This window comes from Desulfosporosinus sp. SYSU MS00001, assembly GCF_049943955.1.
Taxonomy (GTDB): Bacteria; Bacillota; Desulfitobacteriia; order Desulfitobacteriales; family Desulfitobacteriaceae; genus Desulfosporosinus.
The window spans coordinates 329,261-355,570 of sequence record NZ_JBNFTW010000002.1 but is presented as its reverse complement, the minus strand read 5'-3'; the positions used below and the strand labels follow the sequence as shown (position 1 = coordinate 355,570).

General features: G+C 42.0%; 22 protein-coding genes. 8 read left to right on the top strand and 14 right to left on the bottom strand.

Annotated elements, in window-relative coordinates:
• Nucleotides 1-194 precede the first annotated feature (194 nt).
• The 5 genes from ACPUYX_RS05060 (at nt 195) to ACPUYX_RS05040 (ending at nt 6,803) form a co-directional block, all read left to right on the top strand.
• The gene (locus ACPUYX_RS05060) at nt 195-1,901 is read left to right on the top strand and encodes a sigma 54-interacting transcriptional regulator (protein WP_426378620.1); all 1,707 of its coding nucleotides are present in this window, start codon (nt 195-197) and stop codon (nt 1,899-1,901) included.
• Between the two features lie 419 nt (nt 1,902-2,320).
• Nucleotides 2,321-2,923: a succinate dehydrogenase cytochrome b558 subunit gene (locus tag ACPUYX_RS05055; RefSeq protein ID WP_426378619.1), complete on the top strand. Its 603-nt coding sequence runs from the start codon at nt 2,321-2,323 to the stop codon at nt 2,921-2,923.
• Nucleotides 2,924-3,014: 91 nt separating this feature from the next.
• Nucleotides 3,015-4,739: a succinate dehydrogenase flavoprotein subunit gene (gene sdhA / locus ACPUYX_RS05050; RefSeq protein ID WP_426378618.1), complete on the top strand. Its 1,725-nt coding sequence runs from the start codon at nt 3,015-3,017 to the stop codon at nt 4,737-4,739.
• Between the two features lie 23 nt (nt 4,740-4,762).
• Nucleotides 4,763-5,515, top strand: coding sequence for a succinate dehydrogenase iron-sulfur subunit (gene sdhB / locus ACPUYX_RS05045; RefSeq protein ID WP_426378617.1), 753 nt, complete (start codon nt 4,763-4,765; stop codon nt 5,513-5,515).
• 58 nt (nt 5,516-5,573) lie between these two features.
• Nucleotides 5,574-6,803, top strand: coding sequence for an NAD(P)-dependent malic enzyme (locus ACPUYX_RS05040; RefSeq protein ID WP_426378616.1), 1,230 nt, complete (start codon nt 5,574-5,576; stop codon nt 6,801-6,803).
• 148 nt (nt 6,804-6,951) lie between these two features.
• Here ACPUYX_RS05040 and ACPUYX_RS05035 read toward each other — a convergent pair whose 3' ends face one another.
• The 4 genes from ACPUYX_RS05035 to ACPUYX_RS05020 all read right to left on the bottom strand — a co-directional run bounded on the left by ACPUYX_RS05035 (nt 6,952) and on the right by ACPUYX_RS05020 (nt 12,275).
• Nucleotides 6,952-9,171: a heavy metal translocating P-type ATPase gene (locus tag ACPUYX_RS05035; protein WP_426378614.1), complete on the bottom strand. Its 2,220-nt coding sequence runs from the start codon at nt 9,169-9,171 to the stop codon at nt 6,952-6,954.
• Between the two features lie 188 nt (nt 9,172-9,359).
• Complete coding sequence (locus ACPUYX_RS05030; protein WP_426378907.1) at nt 9,360-9,740, bottom strand: ArsR/SmtB family transcription factor; 381 nt, start codon at nt 9,738-9,740, stop codon at nt 9,360-9,362.
• Between the two features lie 603 nt (nt 9,741-10,343).
• On the bottom strand, nt 10,344-11,804 hold the full coding sequence (locus tag ACPUYX_RS05025; protein ID WP_426378613.1) for an FMN-binding glutamate synthase family protein: 1,461 nt from the start codon (nt 11,802-11,804) through the stop codon (nt 10,344-10,346).
• 72 nt (nt 11,805-11,876) lie between these two features.
• Nucleotides 11,877-12,275, bottom strand: coding sequence for a CBO0543 family protein (locus ACPUYX_RS05020; RefSeq protein ID WP_426378906.1), 399 nt, complete (start codon nt 12,273-12,275; stop codon nt 11,877-11,879).
• 169 nt (nt 12,276-12,444) lie between these two features.
• Between ACPUYX_RS05020 and ACPUYX_RS05015 the strand changes: the two genes are divergently transcribed.
• The 3 genes from ACPUYX_RS05015 to ACPUYX_RS05005 are packed head-to-tail and all read left to right on the top strand — an operon-like array spanning nt 12,445 to nt 14,191.
• The gene (locus ACPUYX_RS05015; RefSeq protein WP_426378612.1) at nt 12,445-12,951 is read left to right on the top strand and encodes a CBO0543 family protein; all 507 of its coding nucleotides are present in this window, start codon (nt 12,445-12,447) and stop codon (nt 12,949-12,951) included.
• Nucleotides 12,952-12,980: 29 nt separating this feature from the next.
• Nucleotides 12,981-13,520: a CBO0543 family protein gene (locus ACPUYX_RS05010; protein WP_426378905.1), complete on the top strand. Its 540-nt coding sequence runs from the start codon at nt 12,981-12,983 to the stop codon at nt 13,518-13,520.
• A 44-nt stretch (nt 13,521-13,564) separates the two neighbouring features.
• Nucleotides 13,565-14,191, top strand: a complete 627-nt coding sequence (locus ACPUYX_RS05005; RefSeq protein ID WP_426378611.1) for a CBO0543 family protein — start codon at nt 13,565-13,567, stop codon at nt 14,189-14,191.
• Here ACPUYX_RS05005 and cydB read toward each other — a convergent pair.
• The 10 genes from cydB to ACPUYX_RS04955 all read right to left on the bottom strand — a co-directional run bounded on the left by cydB (nt 14,188) and on the right by ACPUYX_RS04955 (nt 26,199).
• Nucleotides 14,188-15,225: a cytochrome d ubiquinol oxidase subunit II gene (cydB, locus tag ACPUYX_RS05000; RefSeq protein WP_426378610.1), complete on the bottom strand. Its 1,038-nt coding sequence runs from the start codon at nt 15,223-15,225 to the stop codon at nt 14,188-14,190. The two genes, ACPUYX_RS05005 and cydB, sit on opposite strands and share 4 nt — an antisense overlap.
• Nucleotides 15,218-16,519 (bottom strand): cytochrome ubiquinol oxidase subunit I, encoded by a 1,302-nt coding sequence (locus ACPUYX_RS04995; RefSeq protein ID WP_426378609.1) that lies wholly within the window; start codon nt 16,517-16,519, stop codon nt 15,218-15,220. The genes cydB and ACPUYX_RS04995 overlap by 8 nt, the downstream gene beginning before the upstream one ends.
• A 432-nt stretch (nt 16,520-16,951) precedes the next feature.
• Nucleotides 16,952-17,635, bottom strand: a complete 684-nt coding sequence (locus ACPUYX_RS04990; protein WP_426378608.1) for a response regulator — start codon at nt 17,633-17,635, stop codon at nt 16,952-16,954.
• Nucleotides 17,628-20,333 (bottom strand): ATP-binding protein, encoded by a 2,706-nt coding sequence (locus tag ACPUYX_RS04985; RefSeq protein WP_426378607.1) that lies wholly within the window; start codon nt 20,331-20,333, stop codon nt 17,628-17,630. The genes ACPUYX_RS04990 and ACPUYX_RS04985 overlap by 8 nt, the downstream gene beginning before the upstream one ends.
• A 172-nt stretch (nt 20,334-20,505) precedes the next feature.
• Nucleotides 20,506-21,084: a potassium-transporting ATPase subunit KdpC gene (kdpC, locus tag ACPUYX_RS04980; RefSeq protein ID WP_426378606.1), complete on the bottom strand. Its 579-nt coding sequence runs from the start codon at nt 21,082-21,084 to the stop codon at nt 20,506-20,508.
• 16 nt (nt 21,085-21,100) lie between these two features.
• Complete coding sequence (gene kdpB, locus ACPUYX_RS04975) at nt 21,101-23,158, bottom strand: potassium-transporting ATPase subunit KdpB (protein ID WP_426378605.1); 2,058 nt, start codon at nt 23,156-23,158, stop codon at nt 21,101-21,103.
• 27 nt (nt 23,159-23,185) lie between these two features.
• A complete protein-coding gene (gene kdpA, locus ACPUYX_RS04970; protein ID WP_426378604.1) occupies nt 23,186-24,883 on the bottom strand; it encodes a potassium-transporting ATPase subunit KdpA in 1,698 nt (565 codons plus the stop codon).
• A 63-nt stretch (nt 24,884-24,946) separates the two neighbouring features.
• Nucleotides 24,947-25,033 (bottom strand): K(+)-transporting ATPase subunit F, encoded by an 87-nt coding sequence (gene kdpF, locus ACPUYX_RS04965; RefSeq protein ID WP_426378904.1) that lies wholly within the window; start codon nt 25,031-25,033, stop codon nt 24,947-24,949.
• Nucleotides 25,034-25,150: 117 nt separating this feature from the next.
• Nucleotides 25,151-25,390 carry a hypothetical protein gene (locus tag ACPUYX_RS04960; protein WP_426378603.1) on the bottom strand — a complete coding sequence of 80 codons (240 nt, stop codon included), beginning with the start codon at nt 25,388-25,390 and terminating at the stop codon, nt 25,151-25,153.
• Nucleotides 25,391-25,755: 365 nt separating this feature from the next.
• Nucleotides 25,756-26,199 (bottom strand): hypothetical protein, encoded by a 444-nt coding sequence (locus ACPUYX_RS04955; protein WP_426378601.1) that lies wholly within the window; start codon nt 26,197-26,199, stop codon nt 25,756-25,758.
• Between the last annotated feature and the right edge of the window lie 111 nt (nt 26,200-26,310).

Sequence of the window (26,310 nt, the reverse complement as noted above, 5' to 3'; positions counted from 1 at the left end):
GACTTCTCTCCTCGAAATCAGAGAGAACTGAATTCCAGATTCTAAAAATTAGATTAAGATATTAGAAATAAAGTAACTCAGAAGGGTCGCTTTCTTCGTTAACAATAAATTCCTAAAAATTAAATAACTTAACAGGGAATCCAAAGAATAAAGCGAATATTCTAATATCTAAAATCCAGAATGGAGTGTCGTCGATGGCTCATAAGGTAAGAGTTGGTATTGTGGGTATGGGACAGGGTGGAACAACGGTTTATAAGACCCTGCGCAAGATTGACAATATTGAGATCATTGTCGTTTGTGATCGTATAAATAAGAATGCCGGAATGGAAATGGCTAGGTTGGAAGGTGTGGCAACCTGCATGACCCTTGAGGCATTTCTGAAGGTTCCCAATCTCGACGTCATTATTGAAGCAACCGGCAGTCCAGAGGTACAAGAACATCTAGAACGTCAAAAGGCCAAGTCCAGCGCTTTAGTTGAAGCACAAGGCGCAAATCTTATGATGTATATCATCGAAGAAACAGAAAAGCTCGCGGAAATCAAACGGTTAAAAGGAGAACTGGATACGATTTTAAACTCCGTCCAGGAAGCCATTGAAGTCGCAGGAATTGACGGGAAGATTAAATATGTCAACCCCTCCTTTAGTCGGGTTACCTTAATTCCGGCGGGTGAAAGAATTGGCAGCAATATTTTTGAGGTCTCTCCCAACGGTGCCCTGGCACGCTCTTTGCGGACGCATGAATCCGTATTCGCCCACAGAGCACAAGTCGGGGGCTCCATTGTTGAAGTTATGTCCAATGCATCACCAATTATAGTTGACGGCAAAATGGAAGGGGCCGTCGTGGTCTTCCAGCCGCTGACAGACATTTATAAGTTAATGGAACAACTTAAAGCTTCCAATCAGGTGATTGATGATCTGCGAAGCCGCATTAATCAAATCTCTACCAGTTCCTATACCTTCGATGATTTAATCGGCAGTCACCCTGAATTTGAAAGCGCCTTAAATTTAGCCCGAAAAGCAGCGAAAAGCAATTCGACAATACTCATCACCGGAGAATCCGGCACAGGAAAAGAACTATTTGCTCATGCCATCCATAGCGCAAGCTTACGTTTTGACAAGCCTTTTATTAAGGTGAACTGCGCGGCAATCCCTGAGACTCTGCTGGAAAGTGAATTTTTCGGACATGAAAAAGGCTCCTTTACAGGAGCCTTAAAAACAAAGCTTGGAAAAATGGAGTTAGCCAACGGAGGAACCATTTTCTTGGACGAGATCGGTGATATGAATCCCTATTTACAAGCCAAACTACTGCGCGTTTTACAGGATATGGAGTTCGAACGGGTTGGGGGAACCCAAACGATTAAAGTGGATGTTCGCGTTATTGCCGCTACCAATCGAAATTTGCTGGCAATGGCCAAACGAGGCGATTTTCGTGAGGATCTTTATTACCGGCTCAATGTTCTGGAACTGCGCTTGCCGCCGCTGCGCAATCACAAAGAAGACATTCCGGCCTATGTTCATTCCCTCATCGTAAAATTTAACCGTAAATTTGGCAAGCGCGTTGTCGGCTTAACCGGCCATGCCGAAGAACTTTTGCTCAATTACAACTGGCCAGGCAATATACGGGAACTTCAAAATGTCATGGAAAGAGCCATGGTAACCGCCGAGGAGGAATTAATCAGCCACAAATCAATCCTTAATCTCTTAAATTCCGAGTCACCGGCTGCCCAGGAACCTGTTTGCGAAACTATCATGCCCATTGAGCAAATGGAGAAGCAAATGATCCGTTTGGCCTTAAACCATTACGGCGACTCCGCAGAGGGAAAAAAACAAGCGGCTAAGGCTTTAAAGATTTCTTTGGCAACTCTTTATAATAAATTAAAAACAATGCCTGACTTAAAATAAGCAATATTCTTTAAGTATGTCATTTAACGTATTCATATGTTTTAAGTTTATTTTTTAGTTTGTTTTTTAGTTTGTTTTTTAGTTTGTTACTTATATTCGTATGTCAAATTTCGCTCGTCGAATTTTAATTGAATTTCAATTGTGTTTCTAGTTTTTAGAATTTATCATCACCAAATTCTAAAAACTAGAATTTTTTTGGTTTACGAAGGGTTTGTAAATAACGTTTCTCTGGCCAACATATAATTCTAAATTTATTGTTGGATGGCTGAACATAGTGCAGATAAGACTTAACAATGGTTTTTGAACTATTTTCTGAAAATAAAGTTAATTCTTCTTAGTTTGGCATATCCCTTGCAATTACTCTTGCGCATCAACAGCGTTTTGCTATTAAGTGATTGAGAGGAGAGGATCCGGGATTTATGAGTATAACACAAAAACCTTATCATTTTTTAATTCGCAGAGTCCATTCTTTATTAGGTCTAGTACCCATCGGGCTGTTTTTAACGTTTCACATGATTCTAAATCTATCGGCCCGCGGGGGGCCGGAAATGTATGACAAAGTTATTGGTACCATGCGAAACTTCCCTGGGATTATTGTTGTTGAACTTATCGTTATCTTTATTCCCATTCTTGTTCACGCCGTGTATGGAACCTTGGTAGTTTATACCGGACAAAGCAATATTTTAGATTACAAGTATGCTAGAAACTGGTTCTATATCATCCAACGAATTTCTGGTATCTACACAGTCATCTTTATTATTACTCACGTTTACCTGCTGCGTTTTGGCGAAGCTAGTTTCGCAGCGCTCCAACATTTTGTCAGTAATCCATATGGACTGATCTTCTACGCTCTAGGCGTTCTGTTGGCAATCTTTCATTTTGTTAACGGCTTATGGGCTTTTGCTATCACATGGGGAATCACCATTGGACCTCATTCCCAAAAAGTGTTGGCTTATGCTTTAGGGATCGTTTTCGTACTGCTGTCGGCGGTTGGTTTAACCGACCTAACAGCATTCCTATAATCTATACATTCCACCTTAAAAAATCACTATAGACCTCAGAGGAAGCACACAGAAGATGTCCAGTAAACTACTAAAATTAGGAGGGTCAGGGATGAGTAAAGTCATCGTAGTGGGAGGCGGCCTCGCCGGGTTAATGGCAACGATTAAGATGGCCGAAGCCGGTACGCACGTCGACTTATTTTCTTTAGTACCGGTTAAACGTTCACACTCAGTATGTGCTCAGGGAGGTATTAACGGAGCTGTTAATACCAAAGGAGAAGGAGACTCTACATGGCTGCACTTTGATGATACGGTTTACGGCGGAGATTTTCTGGCAAATCAGCCGCCGGTCAAAGCAATGTGTGATGAGGCACCGGCAATTATTCACATGATGGATCGCATGGGCGTAATGTTTAGCCGTACTTCAGAAGGACTACTGGATTTCCGCCGCTTCGGCGGAACAAAGTTTCATAGAACCGCCTTTGCAGGGGCTACCACAGGTCAGCAGCTTCTCTATGCACTTGATGAGCAGGTTCGGCGTTATGAAGTTGAAGGCATGATTCAGAAATATGAACAGTGGGAACTACTCTCTGCCGTAATTGATGAAGGTGTATGCAAAGGGATTGTTGCCCAGAACTTGCGGAATATGAGTATCGAGTCCTTTGCCGGCGATGCGGTAATTATCGCCGCCGGCGGACCGGGCGCAGTCTTTGGCAAAAGCACAAACTCTTCCATTTGCACAGGAAGCGCTGCAGCGGCACTGTATCAACAAGGCGTAAACTATGCCAATGGAGAATTCATTCAGATTCATCCTACCGCTATTCCGGGTGATGACAAACTCAGGCTGATGTCGGAATCAGCACGCGGAGAAGGCGGCCGAATCTGGACCTACAAAGACGGGCAGCCCTGGTATTTCCTTGAGGAAATGTATCCGGACTATGGAAACCTAGTCCCCCGCGATATCGCTACCCGTGCGATCTACGAAGTCGTCTTCAACAAAGGTCTTGGGATTAACGGGGAAAACATGGTTTACCTTGATCTGTCTCATATTGATCCCAATGTCTTACAAGTTAAATTGGGCGGCATCCTGGAAATTTACGAAAAGTTTGTTGGTGACGATCCCAAGAAAGTACCTATGAGAATTTTCCCTGCTGTTCACTATTCTATGGGCGGGCTTTGGGTTGATTACAACCAGATGACCAACATTCCCGGACTTTTTGCTGCGGGAGAGTGCGAGTACCAATATCATGGTGCAAACCGCTTAGGGGCCAACTCTCTGCTTTCCGCAATCTATGGCGGGATGGTGGCCGGGCCAAAAGTAATGGAGTATATTACGAAAAACAAGATTAAAACCCCCAGCGGCAGTGAGCCGGCTTTTCTTAAAGAGAAGAAACTCCAAGATGAAAAATGGACTAAAGTCATGGCCATGAAAGGCCCGGAAAACCCCTACCTTCTCCACAAAGAATTAGGCGAAATTATGACATTAAATGTCACCGTTATTCGCTATAACGATAAATTGGCAGAAACCGACCTTGTACTTCAGGACCTCATGAAACGCTGGCATAACATTGGCAGAAGCGATACTGTTGAATGGGGAACTCAGGAAGGAACGTTCATCCGGCAGTTGTGGAATATGTTGGAGCTGGCACGAGTTATTACTTTAGGGGCTCTAAAGCGCAACGAAAGCCGGGGAGCTCATTATAAACCGGAATTTCCTGAGCGTGATGATGTTAACTTTTTGAAGACAACCATCGCCCGTTGGACACCCAGCGGCCCGAAAATCAGTTATGACGATGTCGATGTCTCCCTGATTCCACCACGTCCGCGTCATTATTAAGAGCATTGGAGGCGAAACATAGAATGGCTCAGCAAAAAGTAATCCACTTTAAAATTCATCGTCAAGACGGTCCGGATAAGCCAAGCCGTTGGGAAGAATTTGATGTTCCTTACCGGGAAAAATTAAATGTTATTTCATGTTTAATGGAGATTCAAAAGAATCCTGTCACCTCTTCGGGGAAAAAGACAACGCCCGTTGTTTGGGAATGTAACTGCTTAGAAGAAGTTTGCGGGGCCTGTACGATGATTATTAACGGGAAAGCGAAACAAGCCTGCTCTGCCCTGATCGACCAGCTGGAGCAGCCGATTGTCCTTGAACCTCTGACGAAGTTTCCGTTGGTACGGGATCTAATGGTCGATCGGCAAATTATGTTCGACAATCTCAAAAAGGTCCATGCCTGGATTCCCATTGATGGAACTTACAATTTGGGTTCCGGCCCGCGTTTGGCCGAAGCCAAACGCCAGTGGGCATACGAATTGTCTAAGTGTATGACCTGCGGATGCTGTATGGAAGCTTGCCCGCAAGTTAATTCCCGCTCAAAATTCATCGGACCGTCGGCAATATCCCAGGTCCGCCTCTTTAACGCTCACCCTACCGGTGAAATGAATAAACACGAACGGTTAGCTCCACTGCTTGATGAAGGCGGCATTGCCGATTGCGGCAATGCCCAGAACTGTGTCCGCGCTTGTCCGAAGGAAATACCTCTCACCACGAGCTTGGCGGACTTAAACCGCGAAATTAACAAATTTGCTCTTGACCGCTGGCTTCGAAAATAGTAGAACATCATATTTCCCCAAACTATAAGTGAAATTTTCAGAAGAAGGAGATTACTGAATGGGAACATTACGAGAAGATGCTTTAGAGCTGCATCGCAGCAATGTAGGAAAATTAGAGGTGCACAGCAAGGTTCCGGTACGCAGCAGCCGGGATTTATCCCTGGCCTACTCACCCGGAGTTGCTGAACCTTGTTTAGATATTCAGAAAGATACAAACTTAGCCTATGTTTACACGAACAAAGGCAATTATGTAGCCGTAGTCTCTAATGGAACAGCAGTTCTTGGCTTAGGGAATATCGGGGCACCCGCTTCTCTGCCGGTCATGGAAGGAAAATCCGTACTTTTTAAAACCTTTGCTGGTGTCGATGCCTTCCCCATCTGCTTAAACACGGAAGATATTGATCAAGTGGTTGAGACGGTAAAACTCTTGGAACCAACCTTTGGCGGGATTAACTTGGAAGACATCAGTGCACCAGCCTGCTTTGAGATTGAAGAACGTCTCAAAAGGGAAATGAATATTCCCGTTTTCCATGATGATCAGCACGGCACAGCCATCGTTGTTATGGCAGGTATGATTAATGCACTTAAAACTGTTGGCAAACGATTGAATGATATTCGCGTGGTAACCAACGGGGCCGGTGCTGCGGGTGTAGCTATTATTAAATTACTTATGAGTATGGGTGTTAAAGATGTGATTATGTGTGATACCAAAGGAACCATCTATCAAGGCCGCCCTGTTGGAATGAATAAATCCAAAGACGCCATTGCTGAAGTAACCAATCTTCAGAAACTGGCCGGAACACTCGCCGACGCCTTGGTAGATGCTGATATCTTCATCGGTGTTTCGGCCGCCAATACCGTAACACCTGAGATGATTAAATCCATGGCAGCTGACCCCATCATCTTTGCCATGGCAAACCCGGTTCCGGAAATCATGCCTGAACTGGCCAAAGAAGCCGGAGCTAAAGTGGTAGGAACGGGACGTTCCGATTATCCAAACCAAGTTAACAATGTATCCGCCTTTCCCGGGATCTTTAGAGGTGCTCTGGATGTTCACGCCACGCAGATTAATGAAACCATGAAAATCGCTGCAGCCTATGCCATTGCCAGCTTAGTTAGTGACGAAGAACTTAATCCTGATTACGTCATTCCGAAGGCCTTCGATCCCCGTGTTGCCCCGGCCGTTGCCGCAGCAGTCGCCAAAGCCGCTATGGACAGCGGCGTGGCCCGGATAACCGTTGACCCCGAAGAAATCTCCAGGAGAGTATGGGCAATCCGACCAGAATAATCACAAAAAAGTTATAAAAAACAGATGAAATTCCCTATACTCTTAATAATAGAGGCGTTGACGATAAGCTTTTTAAGCTTAGTCAACGCCTCTACAAATTAACGCAGCAAATTTTCCGAAGAACTAAACCAATCTCAATTTTATAGTTCTAAGGTATTATTACTTGTTCCTTTGCTAAATACATATTATTTTCCGTCATTTTACTGGGAATTGAGTACCTAATAACGCGTGCTGCATTAAGAATAGCGAGTACAGCAACTCCCACATCGGCAAAAACAGCCTCCCACATATTAGCTATACCAAACATTCCAAGAAAGATAAAACCCAACTTAATAATTAATGCGAAAGCAATGTTTTGCCAAATGATTTTCTTAGTATATCGTGCAATATCAATGGCATCAATAAGTTTAGCAGGTTGGTCTTCCATCAGAACCACGTCAGCAGCTTCAATCGCTGCGTCTGATCCCAAACCGCCCATTGCAACACCAATATCGGCACGTGTTAAAACAGGAGCATCATTAATCCCATCACCGACAAAAACAACGTTGCCTTTATGGGACTGCTTTATATAACTTTCTAACCAGGCTACTTTATTCTCTGGAAGTAAATTAGAATGGTGCTCGCTAATTTGCAAATCTTCTGCTATCACCTGAGCCACTTTTTCCTGATCACCAGTTAACATGACAGTTTTTATCCCGGCATTATTTAGACGGGTAATAGTTTCGCGCGACCCGACTTTAACCCGATCAGCTATCAAAATATAACCCGCATATGCTCCATCAATAGCGAGGTGGACCAAGGTTCCTGCTTCTTTAATGGAAGGAACTTTAACTCCCGCTTGCTTGATAAGTCCTTCTTTCCCCGCTAGGATGTATTGGCCATTAATCGTTGCCCGAATCCCTTGACCGCTTATTTCTTGGTATTGATCAATTTCTTCAGCCTTAGGAACCTTCCCATATTTATCTCTAATAGACTTTGCTATAGGATGATTCGAATGGGCTTCCGCTTTAGCCGCCAACTCGAGCAGGGTACTTGCCGTGAAATCTTGAGCCGGGGCAATTTTAACAACTTGGAAGACCCCTTCTGTTAACGTTCCAGTTTTGTCAAACAAAACAGCCCGTACATTGGTTAAAGCTTCGAGATAATTTGCTCCTTTTACTAAAATCCCATGCCTGGAAGCACCCCCAATCCCTCCAAAATAACCCAGGGGGACAGAAATGACAAGAGCGCAAGGACAAGAGATAACTAAAATTGTCATAGCCCGATATAACCAATCGCTGAAAACTCCAACCATAAAAAGCGGTGGAATTAAAGCAATCCCTAATGCGACTATCACAACACCGGGGGTATAATACCTGGCGAACGTCGTAACAAACTTCTCTGTATTTGCTTTGCGTGAACTAGCGTTCTCTACTAAATCCAATATTTTTTGTACGGAAGAATCGGCAAATTGGCGAACAACTTTAACCGTTAAGGCACCGGAATTATTAATCATTCCGGCCAAAATTGTATCCCCAACGTTCACCTTACGCGGAACAGACTCCCCTGTTAATGCCGAAGTATCAACAAATGAACTCCCATGTAAAATCTCACCATCGAGCGGAACTTTCTCTCCAGGACGGACTAAAATTTGTTGACCTACTAAGACATCTTCCGGATTAACTTTGGTGACGTCAAGTTGATTGATCAAATTAGCATAGTCCGGACGAATATTAAGCAAAGACTTAATGGAACGGCGGGAACGATCTGCCGCCCTGCCTTCTATAAGTTCACCGACAGAATAAAACAGCATAACACCGACAGCTTCTGAAAGTTGATGAATGGCTATGGCTCCAACCGTAGCTAATGCCATTAAGAAATTTTCATCAAAGATCGCTCCCCGAAAAATATTACGTATTGCTTTCTTCAACACCTTAAAACCGACAAGTAGATAGGCAGCCAAGTATATCACATAGTCCAGGACTTCCAGCCTACTGTCATGCCAATGTGAACCAAACAACAGCCCAATCGCTAAAAGCACTGCTGCAACTAGGATTGTCAGCAGCTGCTTGCGATCCAAATGTTCTTCGATATTATTTTTAGTTTCTTCAAGAGTCTTTTCTTCTTGGATTGCTGCCAGTTTTACACCTGGTTCAATCCCCGCCATAATTTTTTGGGCTTGATCCTTCATTGAAGGTGGCAAAAGCACGGTCTTTAATGCAAAGTTGATTGTTGTCTCCCCAATTCCTTCTGTTGAGCTCAATGCCCTTTCCATCTTGGCAGCACAGTTTGGGCAAAACTCGCCCTCTATTCGATAGTTCACCCGTTCTTGACTGTTATGGTTATGGGTTTCTTTATGATCAGCATTCGCAATTTTATCTGTCGCCACCTTTTTTCTCCTCTCTTTAACTTAATTTATATCCAAACATATTATCATATGAATATTTGTTCATATGTATAGTAGCAAATATCCTAATGGTTTGCAAAGGTTAGATTTTTTGAAATATCCCTTTTTCATGCATTTTATCCTGATAGCTTTTAAGAGATAATCGTTAACTATGATTTCCTGCGTATTTCTTACTTCGTCGTTGTATGCTCATTAATATGTTCAAGCCCTTGGCTATACAAGCCTAAAACGTGTTCGTCGTCCAAAGCATAATAAACCATTTTTCCCTCACGACGATATTTTACCAGCTTATTGCCACGCAGTACACGTAATTGATGAGAGGTTGCCGATTGGCTTAAGTTTAATAGTTCTGCTAAATCGCAGACACATAATTCAGCTTTGGCAAGAGCGTCGATTATTCTCACTCGCGTCGGGTCAGCCAAAGATTTAAACAACTCAGCTAAATCTTCAGCCTGCTCATGAAGGATGAGTTTATTGTCAAAGTTGTTAATTACCTCTGGATGAATGCATACGGTATCACAAATAGGACTATCGTTTTCTTTGGCAATAATCTTACTATCGAAATTTTTACTGTCCGAATTCAAACATATTCACTCCTAATAATCAAACATTACCTTTATATATAATTATAGCATTTATATAATTATAGCAAATTTCTCTTCGTTAAGCTTTCTTCATTAAACTCCAACTGCCAAGTCCCATTTTACGAAGGTTTACATTAAAGTTTAACACCTTTTTATCCCATTTCTTTAAGATCAGAAATAACCCCACGGCTGTCAGCAAGCTCATGCCTGTTCCAAAGTGAACTCGTTCAGCTAAAGCCGAACATCAAGGCTTCAGATACAATAATGTCCAGTAGACATTATTGCCGAGCCGCCTTTCCCAATAGAAATACTTAGCGGCGAAGGAGGACTCTACCCCACTGAAGTTAACGAAGGACCCACCCCCACTTATAGAAGCGGGGGTCTTAGAAACACTAAAGCCTGGAAAGTTCCCTAAGAATCCGGCGAACAACGAAGCCATTTTTTAAATTGCACAGCAATAATTTATTTAAGTCATGAAAAAAACAAGCTGTGCATAGACACAGCTTGCAATCATTAACGTACCATCATAATACAATTTTCGTTTACCGAGCGAAATTGTTTAAATTGAAACTAGTATGCTTTCTTGATTCCTGTTAATTGACTGGAAAAATCATCAAGTGCGACTAAATCTTTAGGGCTAAGCTCATGAAGAGACGTTTTACCCAAGCTGCGTAAAACTTGTTCCATTTCTACAACCAGTGAACGCAAAACATTAGCAACTCTCTCGGCACTTACCCCTATATCCAACTTATGGTTATATTTAGATGCATAGCTCACAAGAGTTGTAGGAGGTTCCCAGGGTAAAACTTTCTGATGTTGTTTATTAACCATAGCATATAAAGGAAGGGTTCCAAGATAAATAGCATCAGCGCCCAGTGCGATGGCTTTAAGACAACTTCCGGGGTTGAAATATCCGCCTGATACAATTAGGCTGACTTGGTCCCTTACCTTTTGATCATTTAAAAATTTAACTGCCCGAACTAAAGCATGCAGACTTGGAATTCCAAAGTCATCCTGCATCGTCGGATTTGAGTTTAAGGCGCCGCCCTGCGCACCGTCTATGGCAATAACATCAACCCCGTATTCCAAAGCCTTGGCCAACTCTTCTTCAATTTTTTCAGTTGCCATCATTTTAATTCCAATGGGAATACCATGAGTTCTTTGGCGAATCTCCCTGAAAAAAATTGGCCAATCATGGTTACTCCTAATACCAGGAGGTGCAGGCATTCGACTTATACCTTCATTCCGAGGTAACCCCATAAGTCTCCGAGCCTTTCCTTTGATTTCCTCCGGAGCAACATAGTAGGATCCCATTTGTGCTCCTTGTCCAACCTGGATTTCTAACATGTCCGCAGCCAAAATTTCTTCGTCTCTTCGCAAACCCCATGGCCAATTAGAGATTTGCAGGATATATTTACCGGCTTCCCGCCGCTCTTCCTCTAAGTACGGACCTTCACCAGAACAGATTGCAGTACCGGCCGTTTTTGCCCCTCTGGCTAGGGCCCTTTTAGCTTTTTCACTCAAAGCTATACCATAGGCCATTCCAGAAATAATCAATGGAATTGGCAGTATTAATGGTTTACTGGCCTTCTTACCAATCACAACTTCCATATCGATTTTGGTATCACCGGGTTTAGAAAGATCGGTAAGCTGTGGTGGTATGAACATTATATTGTCATAACCATCAAACTTTTTAGGCGTTCCTATTGGTCTTGTAATAGCAGTCCCTTGAGTCGCTCGTAGGTTGATTTCCATGATGTTATGGATATCTGCACGTTTTATAGCTGTCCACAATTCCATAATATTTTGGTTATATTCATCTGTTGTTATTGTGGTAACTGCATCCGCAACCTTTTTCTGAATTCGCTTACGTAAAAGGGGCTGAACAGATAAAGCCGCCAGTGGTAATGTAGCTAACATTATTCGCCGATTTCTTGTTTTTCTGATTGTTTCGTTTCGATGTTCTATTGCATACCCGGTCGCTATTAACGCCGACAAGGAACCCAAAACCTTTAGTTTATTACCTTTCATTGTTTGTACCTCCTAAGAAAGTGAACTCGTTCAGCTCAAGCTGAACATCGGGGCTCGATGGGGGGGACTTTGCTAATTCATGTGATAGTAGAGACGTTTCAGCCAGCAATAGGATAAATAACCACTCCCATATGAGATCAAGTAAGTGATAGATGTGTAAAAAATATTCCAACTATGGCAATAGGATAACCACTTAACCCAAATTAGAAAGTACTCGAAAAATGATGTCATCGCCGCAAAAATAAGCAGCAGCAAATATTTATTTACTTTCAAATTATCGGAAAAGTATAGAAAATAGCATCCTAGAGTTGGATAGAAAACTAAATTTACTGGTAATGACGTTAAACTATTATTACCTAGCAACGGTTTAAGGTACCAAAATCCTCCGCCGAATCCAATTGCGTTGATGACATAAGCCCCTATACAGGCGTAAGGAGCCATCAGTAAAACAAGCTTAGTTTCCAACTTCATTAAGATTATAAGAAATACCAAAGGGATCAATAAGCTAATCACCAGATACATTACACTTGTCATATTCATAATTTCAGTATTACCTATTGATACGGAAATATGCCCATATCTTTAAAGGGTCTGGGTATACTACATAAAATAAGTGCTGGAAATTGGAAGGTTAGGTGTTATGTTTAGAATTATACTGGTTGCCGTTTTAATAATCGCCTGCTGGAGGTGGGGAGATTGGAGAAATTGGGAAAGATATTACTCGACAATTTTATATTTCATTTCTCTTGATTTTCTGTATAACATGTTATATGCCAATTATCCATTATGGAAATATACGGGTTTATTGCCCAACCATACCTTTAACGATATTTTTGTAGCTATTTTTACCTTCCCCTGTATAGCTTTGATCTATTTACCATATTTTCCTCAAAAAATAACTAAAATAATTCTTTATATTTTAGCGTGGACAGTTGTGTACACGATTTTGGAATATACTGCTTATGCAGCGAATATTTTTATATATTTTAATGGCTGGAACATATGGTGGTCACTAGGATTTGATGCTGGACTTTTTACTACGCTAATTCTGCATTATAGAAAACCCAAACTTACATGGCCTTTAACCGCCATAGGAATAATTATTACGATGGTATTAACACATTTACCAATGAACAGCATGAATTAGCCGATTTAGGGGGTACTATCTTTTTGACTATGGATCAGGCAAATGAATTATTGCATCAAGCCAATATTGAACTGCAAAAAATATGGTTAGATCAAATTGTTTTTACTTGGAGATGGTGGTTGGCCGTTTGCATATGTGTACTCCCCTGGTGGGCATGGATAGTCTGGCGGGATAAAAACAATACCACACCTTTGTTGTATGCCGGTTTTTTTATCATGATCCTAGCGTGTTGGCTTGACACAATAGGTACGGCCATGGGGCTTTGGTCTTATCCAACCAAAACTGTGCCACTTACTCCGTCCTTTCCTGAATTTGATCTGAGCGCAATCCCTGTTGGAAATATGTTTATGCTGCAGATAATGCCTAACATAAAACCGATAACAAAATCTATCATACTCTCACTTGTGGCCTCTCTATGTATTCAACCTCTTGCTGTTATTGCCGGCTTGTACAACCCTAAGTATTGGTATCATTACTACTCCATCCCTTTTGTAGTTGTTATTTATTTATGTGCAAATTATTTATACGAAAAAATGAAACTTGAACAAAGGAATACTTGTAAACGATGATCTCGTCGCCATTAATCTTTTACGCGTAAGGAGTCAAGTCTATTGTGCGTTTTTATATCTTTCCCGAATTAGACAAAACAAACGACTTTATCCATCAGCTTAATGTTTTCGCTGATCGAAAAGTAGTTATCTATATTATCCCTGAATTAGAAAAAGTGCTTGAAAAAGTTCATTTAGCTAATGTTCAGGTTTATCACATATGGATTATAACGACTCTGTTTACATGGAAGTGGTGGCTGCTTTTAGCGGTAGGGGTTGTTACTTGGCTTTCATGGCTATATATGAGACCAAAAGATAAAACCCACCACCTGCTAATAGCGGGCTTTTTTGTTATGGTTGCCACCTATTTTATGGATGCAGTTGGTTTAGCACTTGGTCTTTGGTCCTACCCAATCAAAGAGATTCCTCTTATTCCACCGTATCTGGTTTGGGATTTATGTGTGATGCCTGTGTCCGCAATGGCAACAATTCAGTTCAAACCAACGATGAACCAAATCGTCAAATCAATTGGATTAGGATTGAGCGGGGCGTTTATCGTTCAGCCAATCGCCTCATGGCTTGGCTATTACCATCTAAAGCATTGGAAACATTCATACTCATTTCCACTTGTAATCATCATCTATTTATTGGCATATTTTTTTTACAATGAGAGATCATGGAAAAAGCGTTAACTCTTACTTCCCGGTTCTTTTCCTCTGAACACCCGATAGACGTACACAGTATAGACCATCACCAATGGCAACCCAATTAAGGTCATAATAAGCATAACTTTCAGTGCCAATGGTGAAGATGACGCATTGTAGATGGTCAGGTGATCCACGAGGGGGGTTCGTACTAATACAAGTGCTGGAAAAAGCCCTGCTGCCAGTGTAAATATGAGACCTACGACAACAAGTGAAGACCCTAAAAAGGCTAAACGGTATTTTTTCCTTGTTATTGCCGTATACACTATAATCAACGCAGCCATCAGCAATCCCGGATTCACATAGAGAATAGGGCAGATTCGGTAATTTGAAGTCATCTCAGGGTAAGCCCACCAGGTGTAAATTGTGGCAATAGCTATCAAGCCCAATAATCCCAACAATACAGGTTTTGCCAGGTTCAAGGCCCGTTGCCACACAAGTCCTTTCGTCTTGAGCAATATCCAGGTGATACCCTGCAGCAATATAAGAAAAAAGCCAACAACACCAAACAATAGAGCGTATGGATTGAGCAAGTCCCAAAAAGTACCGTTATAATAGTAGGAAACATTGAGGGGCAATCCACGGGAAATGTTGCCTATGGCTACACCAAAAAGCAGCGCGGGGATAAAACTACCGGAAAAGAACATTGCATCAAAGGTTTTCACCCCTCGCAGGGATTCCATATGGTTGCGAAATTCTACAGCAACTGCTCTTAGGCTAAGACCCACTAGGACAAACATCATCGGTAGGTAGAGTCCACTGAAAATACAAGTGTAAACTAAAGGGAATGCCGCAAATAGGGCGGCACCAGCGGCTATTAACCACACTTCGTTGGCATCCCAGACCGGTCCGATGGAAGCAATTAGCATCCGTTTTTCCTGCTCATTCTTTGCGAGAACATAATAAAGGGAGCCTACACCCAGGTCGAATCCGTCTAATACGATATAAATTATGATAAGTAACACGATTAACAAAAACCAGGTGATATTCAAGTCCACAAAATGTCCTCCAATACTATCCATTGGTAACTGCTTTAGAAATTTCACGTTTTAAAAGATGAATCACCAAGAATAGCAACGATACGTAAAGAAGAGTTATTGCGGAAACGGTAAGCAAAACATACCACCATGGCAATGGGGATGCTGCCTGATATGTCAATAAAATGCCGTAAACAACCCATGGCTGACGCCCCATCTCGGCAACTATCCAGCCAAGTTCATTGGCCAAAAACGGCAGTGGAATTGATAAAATTAACACCTTAAGAAACATCCGTTTGGATGCAAGTTTTTTCCTAAAGAAGAAGGCGAACAGAACTAAAATGGCAAGGAAGGACCAAATAATTATCATGAGGTGAAAAGAAAAAAAGCACACTGAGACTGGCGGCCACTGGTCCTTGGGGAAGTCATCGAGCCCGCGTACAGGGGCATCAATATCACCATAAGCAAGCAAGCTCAAAAAACCTGGGGCGATGATTTCTAAAATGTTTTGCTCCTCGGAGGGCAAGGGAATACCAACCAGCATTAACGGCGCTCTAGGTTGTGTCTTCCACAGTCCTTCAAAAGCAGCCAGTTTAACTGGTTGTGTTTCTGCTACCTGTTTGGCGTGGATGTCCCCGGTCACAAGCATAAACAAGGTGGCGGTCAAAGCAAAGATAAGGCCAACCCGCATTGAAACATTCGCTAAATCGGCACTTCTTCCCTTGAGCAAGAAATACGCACTAATACCTATGACAAAGAACGCTGCTGTCATAAAAGCACCATCGAGGGTATGCCAAAACCTTGGAAATGTTGATGGGTTAAAAATGGCTGCAGAGAAATCGACGAGTATCGCCCTGCCGCCTTTAATCTGATAACCGGCCGGTGTTTGCTGCCACGAGTTGGCAGCGAGAATCCAAAATGCAGACATGATTGCACCCAAAGACACCATAGTGGCAGAAAAGGCGCGCATTCGGGAGCTAATTTTATCCCGGCCAAAAATTAATAGCCCGAAAAATGTTGACTCTAAAAAAAAGGTGAAAATTACTTCAGCGGCAAGAGGCGGTCCGAAGACATCACCCACAAACCTGGAATATTCTGACCAGTTAGTCCCGAATTGAAATTCCAAAGCTATGCCAGAAGCCACACCAACCGTGAAGATTACTACCTGCAGTTTAAACCAAAAACGGGCTGCTTTATCATACACTGGTTTTTTGCTGAGCCAGTACAGCACCTCAAATACTGCAACAATTGTTGACAACCCGATTGTCAAGGGCACAAATAAGAAATGGAATAAGGTAGTTATGCCAAACTGCCACCGGGATAAGAGAACTGTATCCATCTTGATGCCTCCCGCTGGTAAATGAGCTTATTTTGTATTGGTTTTTGAAGAATTGAACAATAAGCATGTTTTATTATGCCAATTGATGCGTACTAATAACCATCTTATATAGCGTTTAAGGACTTAGATGGTAAATATTCGATTATTACAACAGAAGGCCGTTTTGAAACATTAGTTTCTCACGACCCTTAACAACATCAATCCTATAACAACTTTTAATCGATATTCATAGTTTCTTCGCTGCCATAATCAACATCGCCAACACCTATTACAAGGATCAGTTAACATAGAAAGGATAAAATGGATAGTCAAAGTCAGATTGTATTTTCCAGTTAAAAGAGTCTGGAAAATTCCAGCCTTTCCCTTAACTACGCGCTTACTGCCGGGCATCAATAAGGGCTTAAGAGGCATCATTACACAAGCCACATCATATTAGACTAATTTATACCCGACTCCGGGTTCATTAATAATGTGAATCGGTTCCGAGGGATCATGCTCCAATTTTTTCCTTAATTGTCCGATATATATCCTTAAATAGTGACTATTCGAATCTGTATGCGGCCCCCAAATCGTACTGAGAAGCTGATGATGCGTTAGTATTTTCCCTTTATTTTGGGCTAACAAGGTCAGTAATTGATACTCAGTCGGTGTCAACTTGATCAGATTACTATTAGTTCTTACTTCTCGGTTCTCTAGATCAATGGTTATATTTCCGAATTTCAAAATTTCTTCGTCACTTATGTCATAGCTATGCCTCAGAGCATTCCGAATTCTAGCAAGAAGTTCTCCCATACCAAAAGGCTTGGTTACGTAATCGTCTGCTCCTAAATCAAACGCTAGAACTTTATCATTTTCATGTTCACGAGCAGTCAGAACAACGACCGGTACTTTCGAGGATTCTCTTACCTTTGTGAGAACATCAATACCATCTAAATCAGGAAGCCCTAAATCCAAAACAATTAGATCGGGTTTAGTTCCGTTTATTTTTTTTAATCCTTCGTCAGCAGTATTAGCTTCATATACCTCATAGCCATGTACGGATAGCGAAACCTTTAGAAGTCTGAGAATCTGAGGCTCATCATCAATTACAAGTATCCGTTTTTCTTTCTCATTCATGGCAATCTCCTATTTCTTCTGGAATATGTGAGGGGATTTTGGTCAATGGAATTGAAAACGAAATAGTAACTCCTCCATTGTTTGAACTATTTTCGGCTTGTATTCTTCCACCGTGAAGTTCAACAATTCCCTTTGAAATAGCTAAACCTAACCCTGTGCCACTAATCTGGCGAGGAGAACGAACTCGGTAAAACTTATCAAAAATATGCTCTAAATCTTCCGGAGGAATAGGTAATCCCCAATCGCGAACGGAAACCTCTACTTGGTGTTCGTTATTTCTAATCATTATATAAATTTGACTATCTGGTTTAGAATATTTCATGGCATTATCCAAGAGATTGGTAAGAACTTGCTTCATTAAGACGAAGTCTACGTTAATCAATAAATCTTTATTGGAAATTTCGTAGACAATTTCTCGCTTGCTCACAACACTTTCATCAAAACTTTTGATGGCTTCTTTAATAATTTCGTTGATTGAACACCACTCCTTGTTTAACTTAAGCATATCGCTTTCTAATCGGGCCATATCGAGCAAATTGTTCACTAATTTATTCATTCGCATGGCGCCAATTTTAATCGTTTGAAGAAGAGCTTGCCTGGAAGCTGCATCGAAGAGTTTATCATTCTCTAAAAGGCTTGTTACAGCCCCGATCATTGAGGCAAGCGGAGTTCGTAAATCATGGGAAATTGAGTTGAGTAATGCTGTCCGAAGTTTTTCGGACTCACTTAATAGCTGAGCCTCTCTTGCTCTTTCGACCAGCGATATTCGAGCGATGGCTAAGGCAGTCAAACTTACAAAGGCATCAAGCAAGCTCCTTTTTTCAGATAACAGATACCTCTCTGAGTTCTTAAGTTGTACCCCAAGAACTCCGCAAATCCCTTGTTCTGATATTAAGGGCAGGTAAAATCCTTTGGCACCGCCAAGCGTATCCGTACCCTTTCCCGCCATTTGATTATTTTGAAAAGCCCATGCGGCAACAGCTCTTTCATTTTCGTCAAATGTGCTTTTCAAGTTTGAGCTAGCTCGTAAAGCTAACTGTCCATTTGCTTCCGGAACTAAGATAACGACCTCGCCTTGAATGATGTCCGATACTTTTTTCACAACACTTTCTAATACAATGTCTAATTCGGAAACAGCTGCAATTTCACGGCTTAAAGAATAAAGCGCAGCAGTTTGAGACTCACGCTGCCGAGAATTCATAATTTGTATTCGTAACCGAGTTGACAGATTACCCAGATAATAGCCTATAAGAATCATAATGCCAAAACTAATAAGATATCTCAAATCCGCTACAGTAAACGTTAAAACAGGGGGAATTGTAAAAAAGTCATAGGTAATAACTGATACAATCGCTGTGAAAACACCGATCTTTTTTCCGTAACGCCCAGCACTTAGAAGAACGGGCAGCAAATAAAGCATGGCGGTATTAACCAGACCCAAATCAGAACTTCCTAACCACGCTATGACTGTAATAACTGCCAGTGCAACAAACGTTGTCACATACGGAATAAGATTAGTGGCTTTTTTTACACTTATCTTTCTTACTTCATGATCTTGTCTAGCCTTTAAACCATCCCCCGGTATAACATGAACACTAATATTTTGGCTTTGTCTAAGAACCTTTTCAACGATCGACCCCGTAAAGCGTTCACGAAATTTAAGATTACCGGGTTTACCAATTATAATCTGAGTTACATTACGTTTCTGAGCAACTTCAAGCAGCTCTTCGACGACATCATTACCGCTTAATGATATGATTTCAGCATTCAATTCTTGTGCTAAATGCAAGCTTTTAGCCAATTGGTCCTTTTGCTTTTCGTGTTTCAGAAAATTGGAAGGTATATCAATATAAACAACAAGAAGTTCAGCTTTCATACCTTCCGCAATTCGTTTACCCATTCTAATCAGCCGTTCCCCAAAAGGACTGGTACTAATACAAACCATTACTCGTTCACCGGCAGGCCATGGACCCTCTATACCATGAACCCGCATGTAAGATTCTAACTGCCGATCGACTTTCTGAGCCGCGAAGCGCATGGATAATTCTCTTAAAGCATTAATATTCCCCGGCCTAAAAAACTTGTCTAAGGCATGTTTCGCTTGATTGGGAACGTAAATTTTCCCTTCTTCCAGACGCTGAATTAACGCCTCTGTCGGAATGTCGATTAATTGTATTCTAGCATTTTCCAAAATTGAGTCCGGAACCGTTTCACGTACGGTTACTCCTGTTATCTTAGCAACGATATCATTAAAACTTTCAACATGCTGAATATTAATCGTCGTATAAACGTTAATACCCACCGCCAAGAGTTCTTCAACATCTTGGTAACGTTTTAGATGACGTGAACCAGGCACATTGGTATGAGCTAATTCATCCACTAAGACAATATCGGGATGGATTGAAAGTAGTTCATCAAGGTCCATTTCCTTCAAGACCTTGTCGTGATACTCAAGGTCTTTGGGCGTAACTTTAGGAATCCCTTCCATTAAAGCTATCGTTTCAGGCCGAGCATGCGGTTCAACCCATCCTGCCACGAGTTTAATTCCTTCGGAGAGTCTTTCCCTGGCAACTTCTAACATAGCATAAGTTTTACCGACACCTGCGGCGGCACCCAGAAAAACCGTTAGTTTTCCCTTTGCCTGGTCTTGGATATCGGCCAAAAGTTCATCGGGGTTAACTCGTCGTTTCTCGTTCATCTTATCCTCCCTATTAAATAAGAAAACTCGGCTGGCGGACACGAATACACTGTCTTCGCCATCCCGATAGTCTCCAGTGGAGAGTATCGCACTTGTTTGGCTTCAGAGACACTCAGCCAATCCACACAAAGCAAAGCCAAGCAGCTAAATAATTAACTGCTTGACTGTTAATCTATTTTGTCAAGGTATCGAGACCAAGGTTTAGCCGTAAAACGTTAACCCTCGGCTCTCCGAATATCCCCAATTGACGCGGAGTAGTATCTTGGCGCACCAGATTTTCAACCGTTTCAACGGGAAGATCTCGTAATTTCGCTATTCTGGGAACTTGAATCATAGCTCCCTCTGGAGTTAGATCTGGGTCTAAGCCACTGGCTGATGCCGTTACAAGATCAGATGGAACAGCTTGATTTGAGCTTAATCCATTTTGTTGACGAATAGTATTGGCACGTTCAGCAACACTGTTTAAAAAATCCTTGTTTGTTGGACCCAAATTAGACCCGCCGGATGCTGTTGCATCATAACCATCTTTACCAGCGGCTGAAGGCCTGGGCTGGAAATACTTAAGGTCAGTAAAATTCTGTCCAATTAATTGTGACCCAACCACTTGACCATTTTTGTAAGCTAGAGAACCATTCGCTTGATGGGGAAAGAGCAACTGAGCAAGACCCGTTACAACTAAGGGATAAGCAATCCCTGTGAGAACGATCATAACAAGCAGCATGGCAAAACCTTTTGTAAATTGCTTTAGCATCTTTAAGACTCCCTCCTCACGCCCAGCCTAAAGCGGAGATAATCATATCAATAATTTTGATTCCGATAAACGGTACAATTAACCCGCCTAAACCATAGAACAAAAGATTTTTTCTTAAGATAATGTTTGCTCCCAGCGGTTCGTACTTAACCCCGCGTAAAGCGAGAGGAACCAACGCTACGATAATTAAGGCGTTAAAGATTACCGCTGATAGGATCGCACTTTGGGGTGTAGCCAGATGCATAATGTTTAATATCTTCAATTGCGGGTAGGTTGCAAAGAATAAGGCTGGTATAATGGCAAAGTATTTAGCCACATCATTTGCGATACTGAACGTTGTTAGAGAGCCTCTGGTCATTAATAGCTGTTTGCCAATCTCTACAACTTCAATGAGTTTTGTAGGGTTGCTGTCCAAATCAACCATATTCCCTGCTTCCTTGGCAGCCTGAGTACCACTGTTCATAGCAACACCTACGTCTGCTTGAGCAAGTGCCGGAGCATCGTTTGTTCCATCCCCCGTCATGGCTACAAGATGCCCTTTATTTTGATAATCTCTAATCAGCTTCAGCTTCGCTTCCGGGGTAGCTTCGGCTAAGAAATCATCAACCCCTGCCTCCGCAGCGATGGCTGCCGCAGTTAATGGATTATCGCCCGTAATCATCACCGTTTTAATACCCATTTTTCGGAGTTGGGCAAAACGCTCTCTAATACCGCCTTTGACAACATCTTTAAGATGAATAACTCCCAAAGCATGAGCTCCTTCTGCTACGACTAAAGGTGTGCCCCCTTTTTTGGCAATTTCCTCAACAGCGGTAATGACATCGGGGTCCATAATTCCGCCTTGTTCTCGGACATATTTTTCGATGGCATCTGTTGCCCCTTTACGGATTTCTCGCCCCTCAAGATCGACACCACTCATTCTTGTTGTAGCACTAAACGGTATAAAAGTAGCTCCTAAACTATTGATATCTCGTTCTCTTAGATTATATTTTTCTTTAGCTAAAATCACGATGCTTCGTCCTTCAGGGGTTTCGTCAGCCAGCGAGGATATTTGCGCAGTGTCGGCCAGCTTTTCCGCTGGCACACCCGGAGCAGGAATAAATTCAGTGGCCATCCTGTTGCCTAGGGTAATTGTGCCCGTCTTATCGAGCAGCAAAACATTGACGTCACCCGCTGCTTCTACAGCCCTGCCAGACATCGCTAAGACATTGCGCTTTAATAAACGGTCCATTCCTGCAATTCCAATGGCACTAAGCAGTCCTCCAATGGTGGTGGGAATAAGGCAAACTAACAAGGCAGCAAGTACAGGGACTGCTACGATAGTACCCGAATAGATAGCATAAGGCTCAAGGGTCGCAACGGCCAGTAAGAAGATAATCGTTAAGCCTAAGAGTAAAATCGTTAAGGCAATTTCATTGGGCGTTTTTTGTCGTTTAGCACCTTCAACCAAATGAATCATCCGGTCGAGGAACGTTTCCCCAGGGTTTGCTGTAATTCTTACTTTAATCCAGTCCGATAGAACTTTCGTCCCGCCGGTAACAGAACTTCGGTCACCACCGGATTCACGAATGACGGGGGCTGATTCTCCTGTGACGGCGCTTTCATCAACGGACGCAATTCCTTCAATGACCTCACCGTCACCAGGGATAACATCCCCGGTCTCTACTAAAACAACGTCATCTTTACGCAAATCGGGGGCCGGAACATTGACGATCTTTTCTCCATCAAGCTTTTTGGCTAAGGTTTCACTTCTTGTTTTCCTCAAAGCTGAGGCTTGTGCTTTCCCTCGCCCCTCTGCGATAGCCTCGGAAAAATTGGCAAAGATGACCGTAATCCATAGCCAAATGGCAATTTGAGTATTAAACCCTAACGTCTTGGCATGCGTTACTAAATCCCTCAATACGAAATAGGTACTTAACACAGCCACTACCTCTACCACAAACATCACCGGATTACGCCACATGATGGAGGGGTTTAATTTTTTGAAAGCATCTTTTATGGCTTCCACAATCATTGCCGAGTTGAAACTCCCAGAAGAGGTTTTCTTACCTTCATGGCTCACATTTTCTTGCATGTTATTGCCTCCAAGTTACAATAAAGATTATTTTCCGATCATAATTAAATGCTCAACAATAGGACCTAAAGCAAGTGCCGGGAAGAAGGTTAAGGCACTGACAATAATGACGATTCCGGCAAGTAACGCTCCAAAAAGAATTCCTGTTGTCTGGAACGTACCGGGGCCTTCAGGAACAGCCTTCTTTTTGACCATACCGCCTGCAATGGCCAGTACCGGAAGTATGATCCCAAAACGTCCGAGAAGAATAGCTATCCCCAGGGCAATGTTATAAAATGGTGTATTCGAATTTAAGCCTGCAAAAGCACTCCCGTTATTCGCACCGGCAGATGTAAACGCATAAAGAATTTCACTTAAGCCATGAGGACCGGGATTTAAAATTGACGATGTCCCGGCTTTGGTGACGCTCGCCAGAGCACTTCCAATCAGAATCGTTACAGCCGGTACTAAGATCGCAATTGTTGCCATTTTTATTTCCCAAGATTCAATTTTTTTACCCAAATACTCCGGGGTACGGCCAACCATTAAGCCTACTATAAAGACCGTCAAAATGACGAAGATAAGCATACCGTAGAGTCCTGCACCAACTCCGCCAAAAACAACCTCCCCCAACATCATTTGTAACATTGGTATCATACCGCCCAGTGGCGTTAAACTATCATGCATCGCGTTAACTGCTCCGCAAGAAGCCGCCGTTGTAATTGTGGCAAAGAGCGCTGAATTCGCAATGCCGAAACGTACCTCTTTCCCTTCCATTGCTGATGGACCGCTGATTCCTAGGGCTGTCACATTGGGGTTGCCATAGAGTTCACTGGAATAGGCAGCCCCCACAAAAATAAGGAATAATACAAGCATTGTGACAAAGATGACCCTTCCTTGCTTGGGATTACCTACCATCCGCCCGAAGGTAAAGGGTAAAGCAGCTGGAATAAGCAAAATAAAGAGCATTTCTAAAAAGTTGGTTATTGGAGTAGGGTTCTCGAAAGGATGAGTCGAGTTAGCATTGAAAAAGCCTCCGCCATTTGTTCCAAACATTTTAATGGCCTCTTGAGAAGCAACCGGGCCCATGGCCAGTGTTTGTTTTCCGCCATCAAGAGTTGTAAGGTGCAAATAGGTGCTGAAATTTTGTATGACACCTTGTTGAGTTAAAACAAGTGCCCCAATGATTGACAAGGGAAGTAAGACCCATAAGATAGTGCGAGTTAGGTCTACCCAGAAGTTGCCGATGGTTGAAGCACTTTTTCGGGCTAACCCTCTTGTAAGAGCAACGACGACAACTATTCCTGTTGCGGCAGAAACAAAATTTTGTACGGTTAACCCGGCCATTTGCACTAAATAACTCATGGTTGATTCGCCGGCGTAGGCTTGCCAGTTTGTATTTGTTACAAAACTAGCTGCCGTGTTAAAAGCCAGGTCCGGGGAAACTGCACCAAAGCCTTGAGGATTGAGAGGCAGATACTTTTGTAATAGTTCGAGAAAAAATAGGACTATAAATCCGCAGAAGTTAAAGATAAGGAGTGCCCCGGCATATTGCTTCCACCCCGTTTCAGTCTGTTCATCGGTACCTGTTAAGCGATATATTAGTCTTTCAAGTGGCCGAAATAGTGGGTCAATCCAAGTTTTCTCTCCACTAAATACTCTGGCCATATATCTCCCCAAGGGAACCGCCAAAAATGTCAGAATGACAACATAAAGTAATATTTGTACAATATCCATCGTGCTCATCAAGTGATCCTCCATTTTATTCGTAATGAAGTACTTCTATTGGGTTTAAACTTCGCATAAAATCTAGATTTTTTCGGCATTAATTAGTGCGTAGCTTAAATAACCCAAAAGGCTTATCGTAACTATCCCACCCAATATTAGGTCCAACATCCATAGCCCCCCTTTTCTGATAAACCATATGATAAATTATTTTGCTATAAAAAAGGTGTAAATAATCTCCTCTTCAGCGTAAAAAAAACGTAAAAATTTTGCTAGTAATTCTGTTAATTACTTTTTGTCATCAAAATAAACCTTTGTTACAAAAGCTCTTTCCGTTAATTGATAAATTTGTACATCCTTCTCAATTTTATTTTGGGGGTCTGTACGTTGATATACTTTTTCCAGAAAATCTATCAGTTTTTCTGTAAGCATTTTCCTTCCAGTCATTAACCTAGCTCTTTCGAAAATGATAAACGAGAATGCCGCCAATACTCCTAAAACAATGACTAAAGCTAAATAATTTAACATTTCGTATCTCCTGTCAAGTAAACTTGACCGCAACTAGTGGTTTTGCGTAATCATACCTCTTAAATCCATAAAGTTTCTATTTAGGGTTAATAATTAGTTCGTAAATTCAAAGTAAAAATTTCGTAAAAGCAACAAACAGGAGGCCGCTCGGCCTCCTGTTTGTTGCAGTGGAACTATCTAACAGTAATTTCATGGAGTTTTTTCAAAGACTGTCCAAGTTTAGCTACCTAATGATAGCATCGATAATCAGCATTTGACTGCCAACCGTGTCCTCGTGCTCTTTTCAAAAGTAACAATATCTAGATAATTTGGACTAAGGTTTTATTTATTTAAATTAAACTGTCGTCAAGCTATCATCGCTTTTATTAGAAATTCATCATAGTACTTCCGGTATTGGACCCCCGAATTCCGTTCATCATTGTATTACCCGAACTAGCAGCACCACTTCCGCTCATCCTATTTCCTTGAGCCTGGCTCATAAATTGATTCATTTTGTTAAGATTATCTTGCCCTATTTGAGCCTTAACAGCTGGGTCAGAATTCATCAGACCTTGCATTGAACTAACATCTCCTGTTTCCATGGCTTTTTGCATATCAGCTGAATTATGGAGATTTTGCATTGCTGATGAGTTCATTAAGGCCTGATGTTGAGCTGGGGTAAAGGTTTGCTGCATAAAATTTTGCATTTGACTAAACCATCCATTGTCTTGTCCCTGAGTCGTTCCCGCAAAAGCAGGTAATGCCATAAGTCCTACAGCCAATGTTGCCATTCCAACGATAGCTGTAATTTTGTTAGTTAACTTTTTCATAGTTTTAATCCCCCTATAGTTAATCTTCATTTGTTTCAACTGTTTTTCTATGTTTCTAGTTTAGCTCTTGGATACGACTATCTCATGAAAAAGTTATGAATTTCTTGTGAA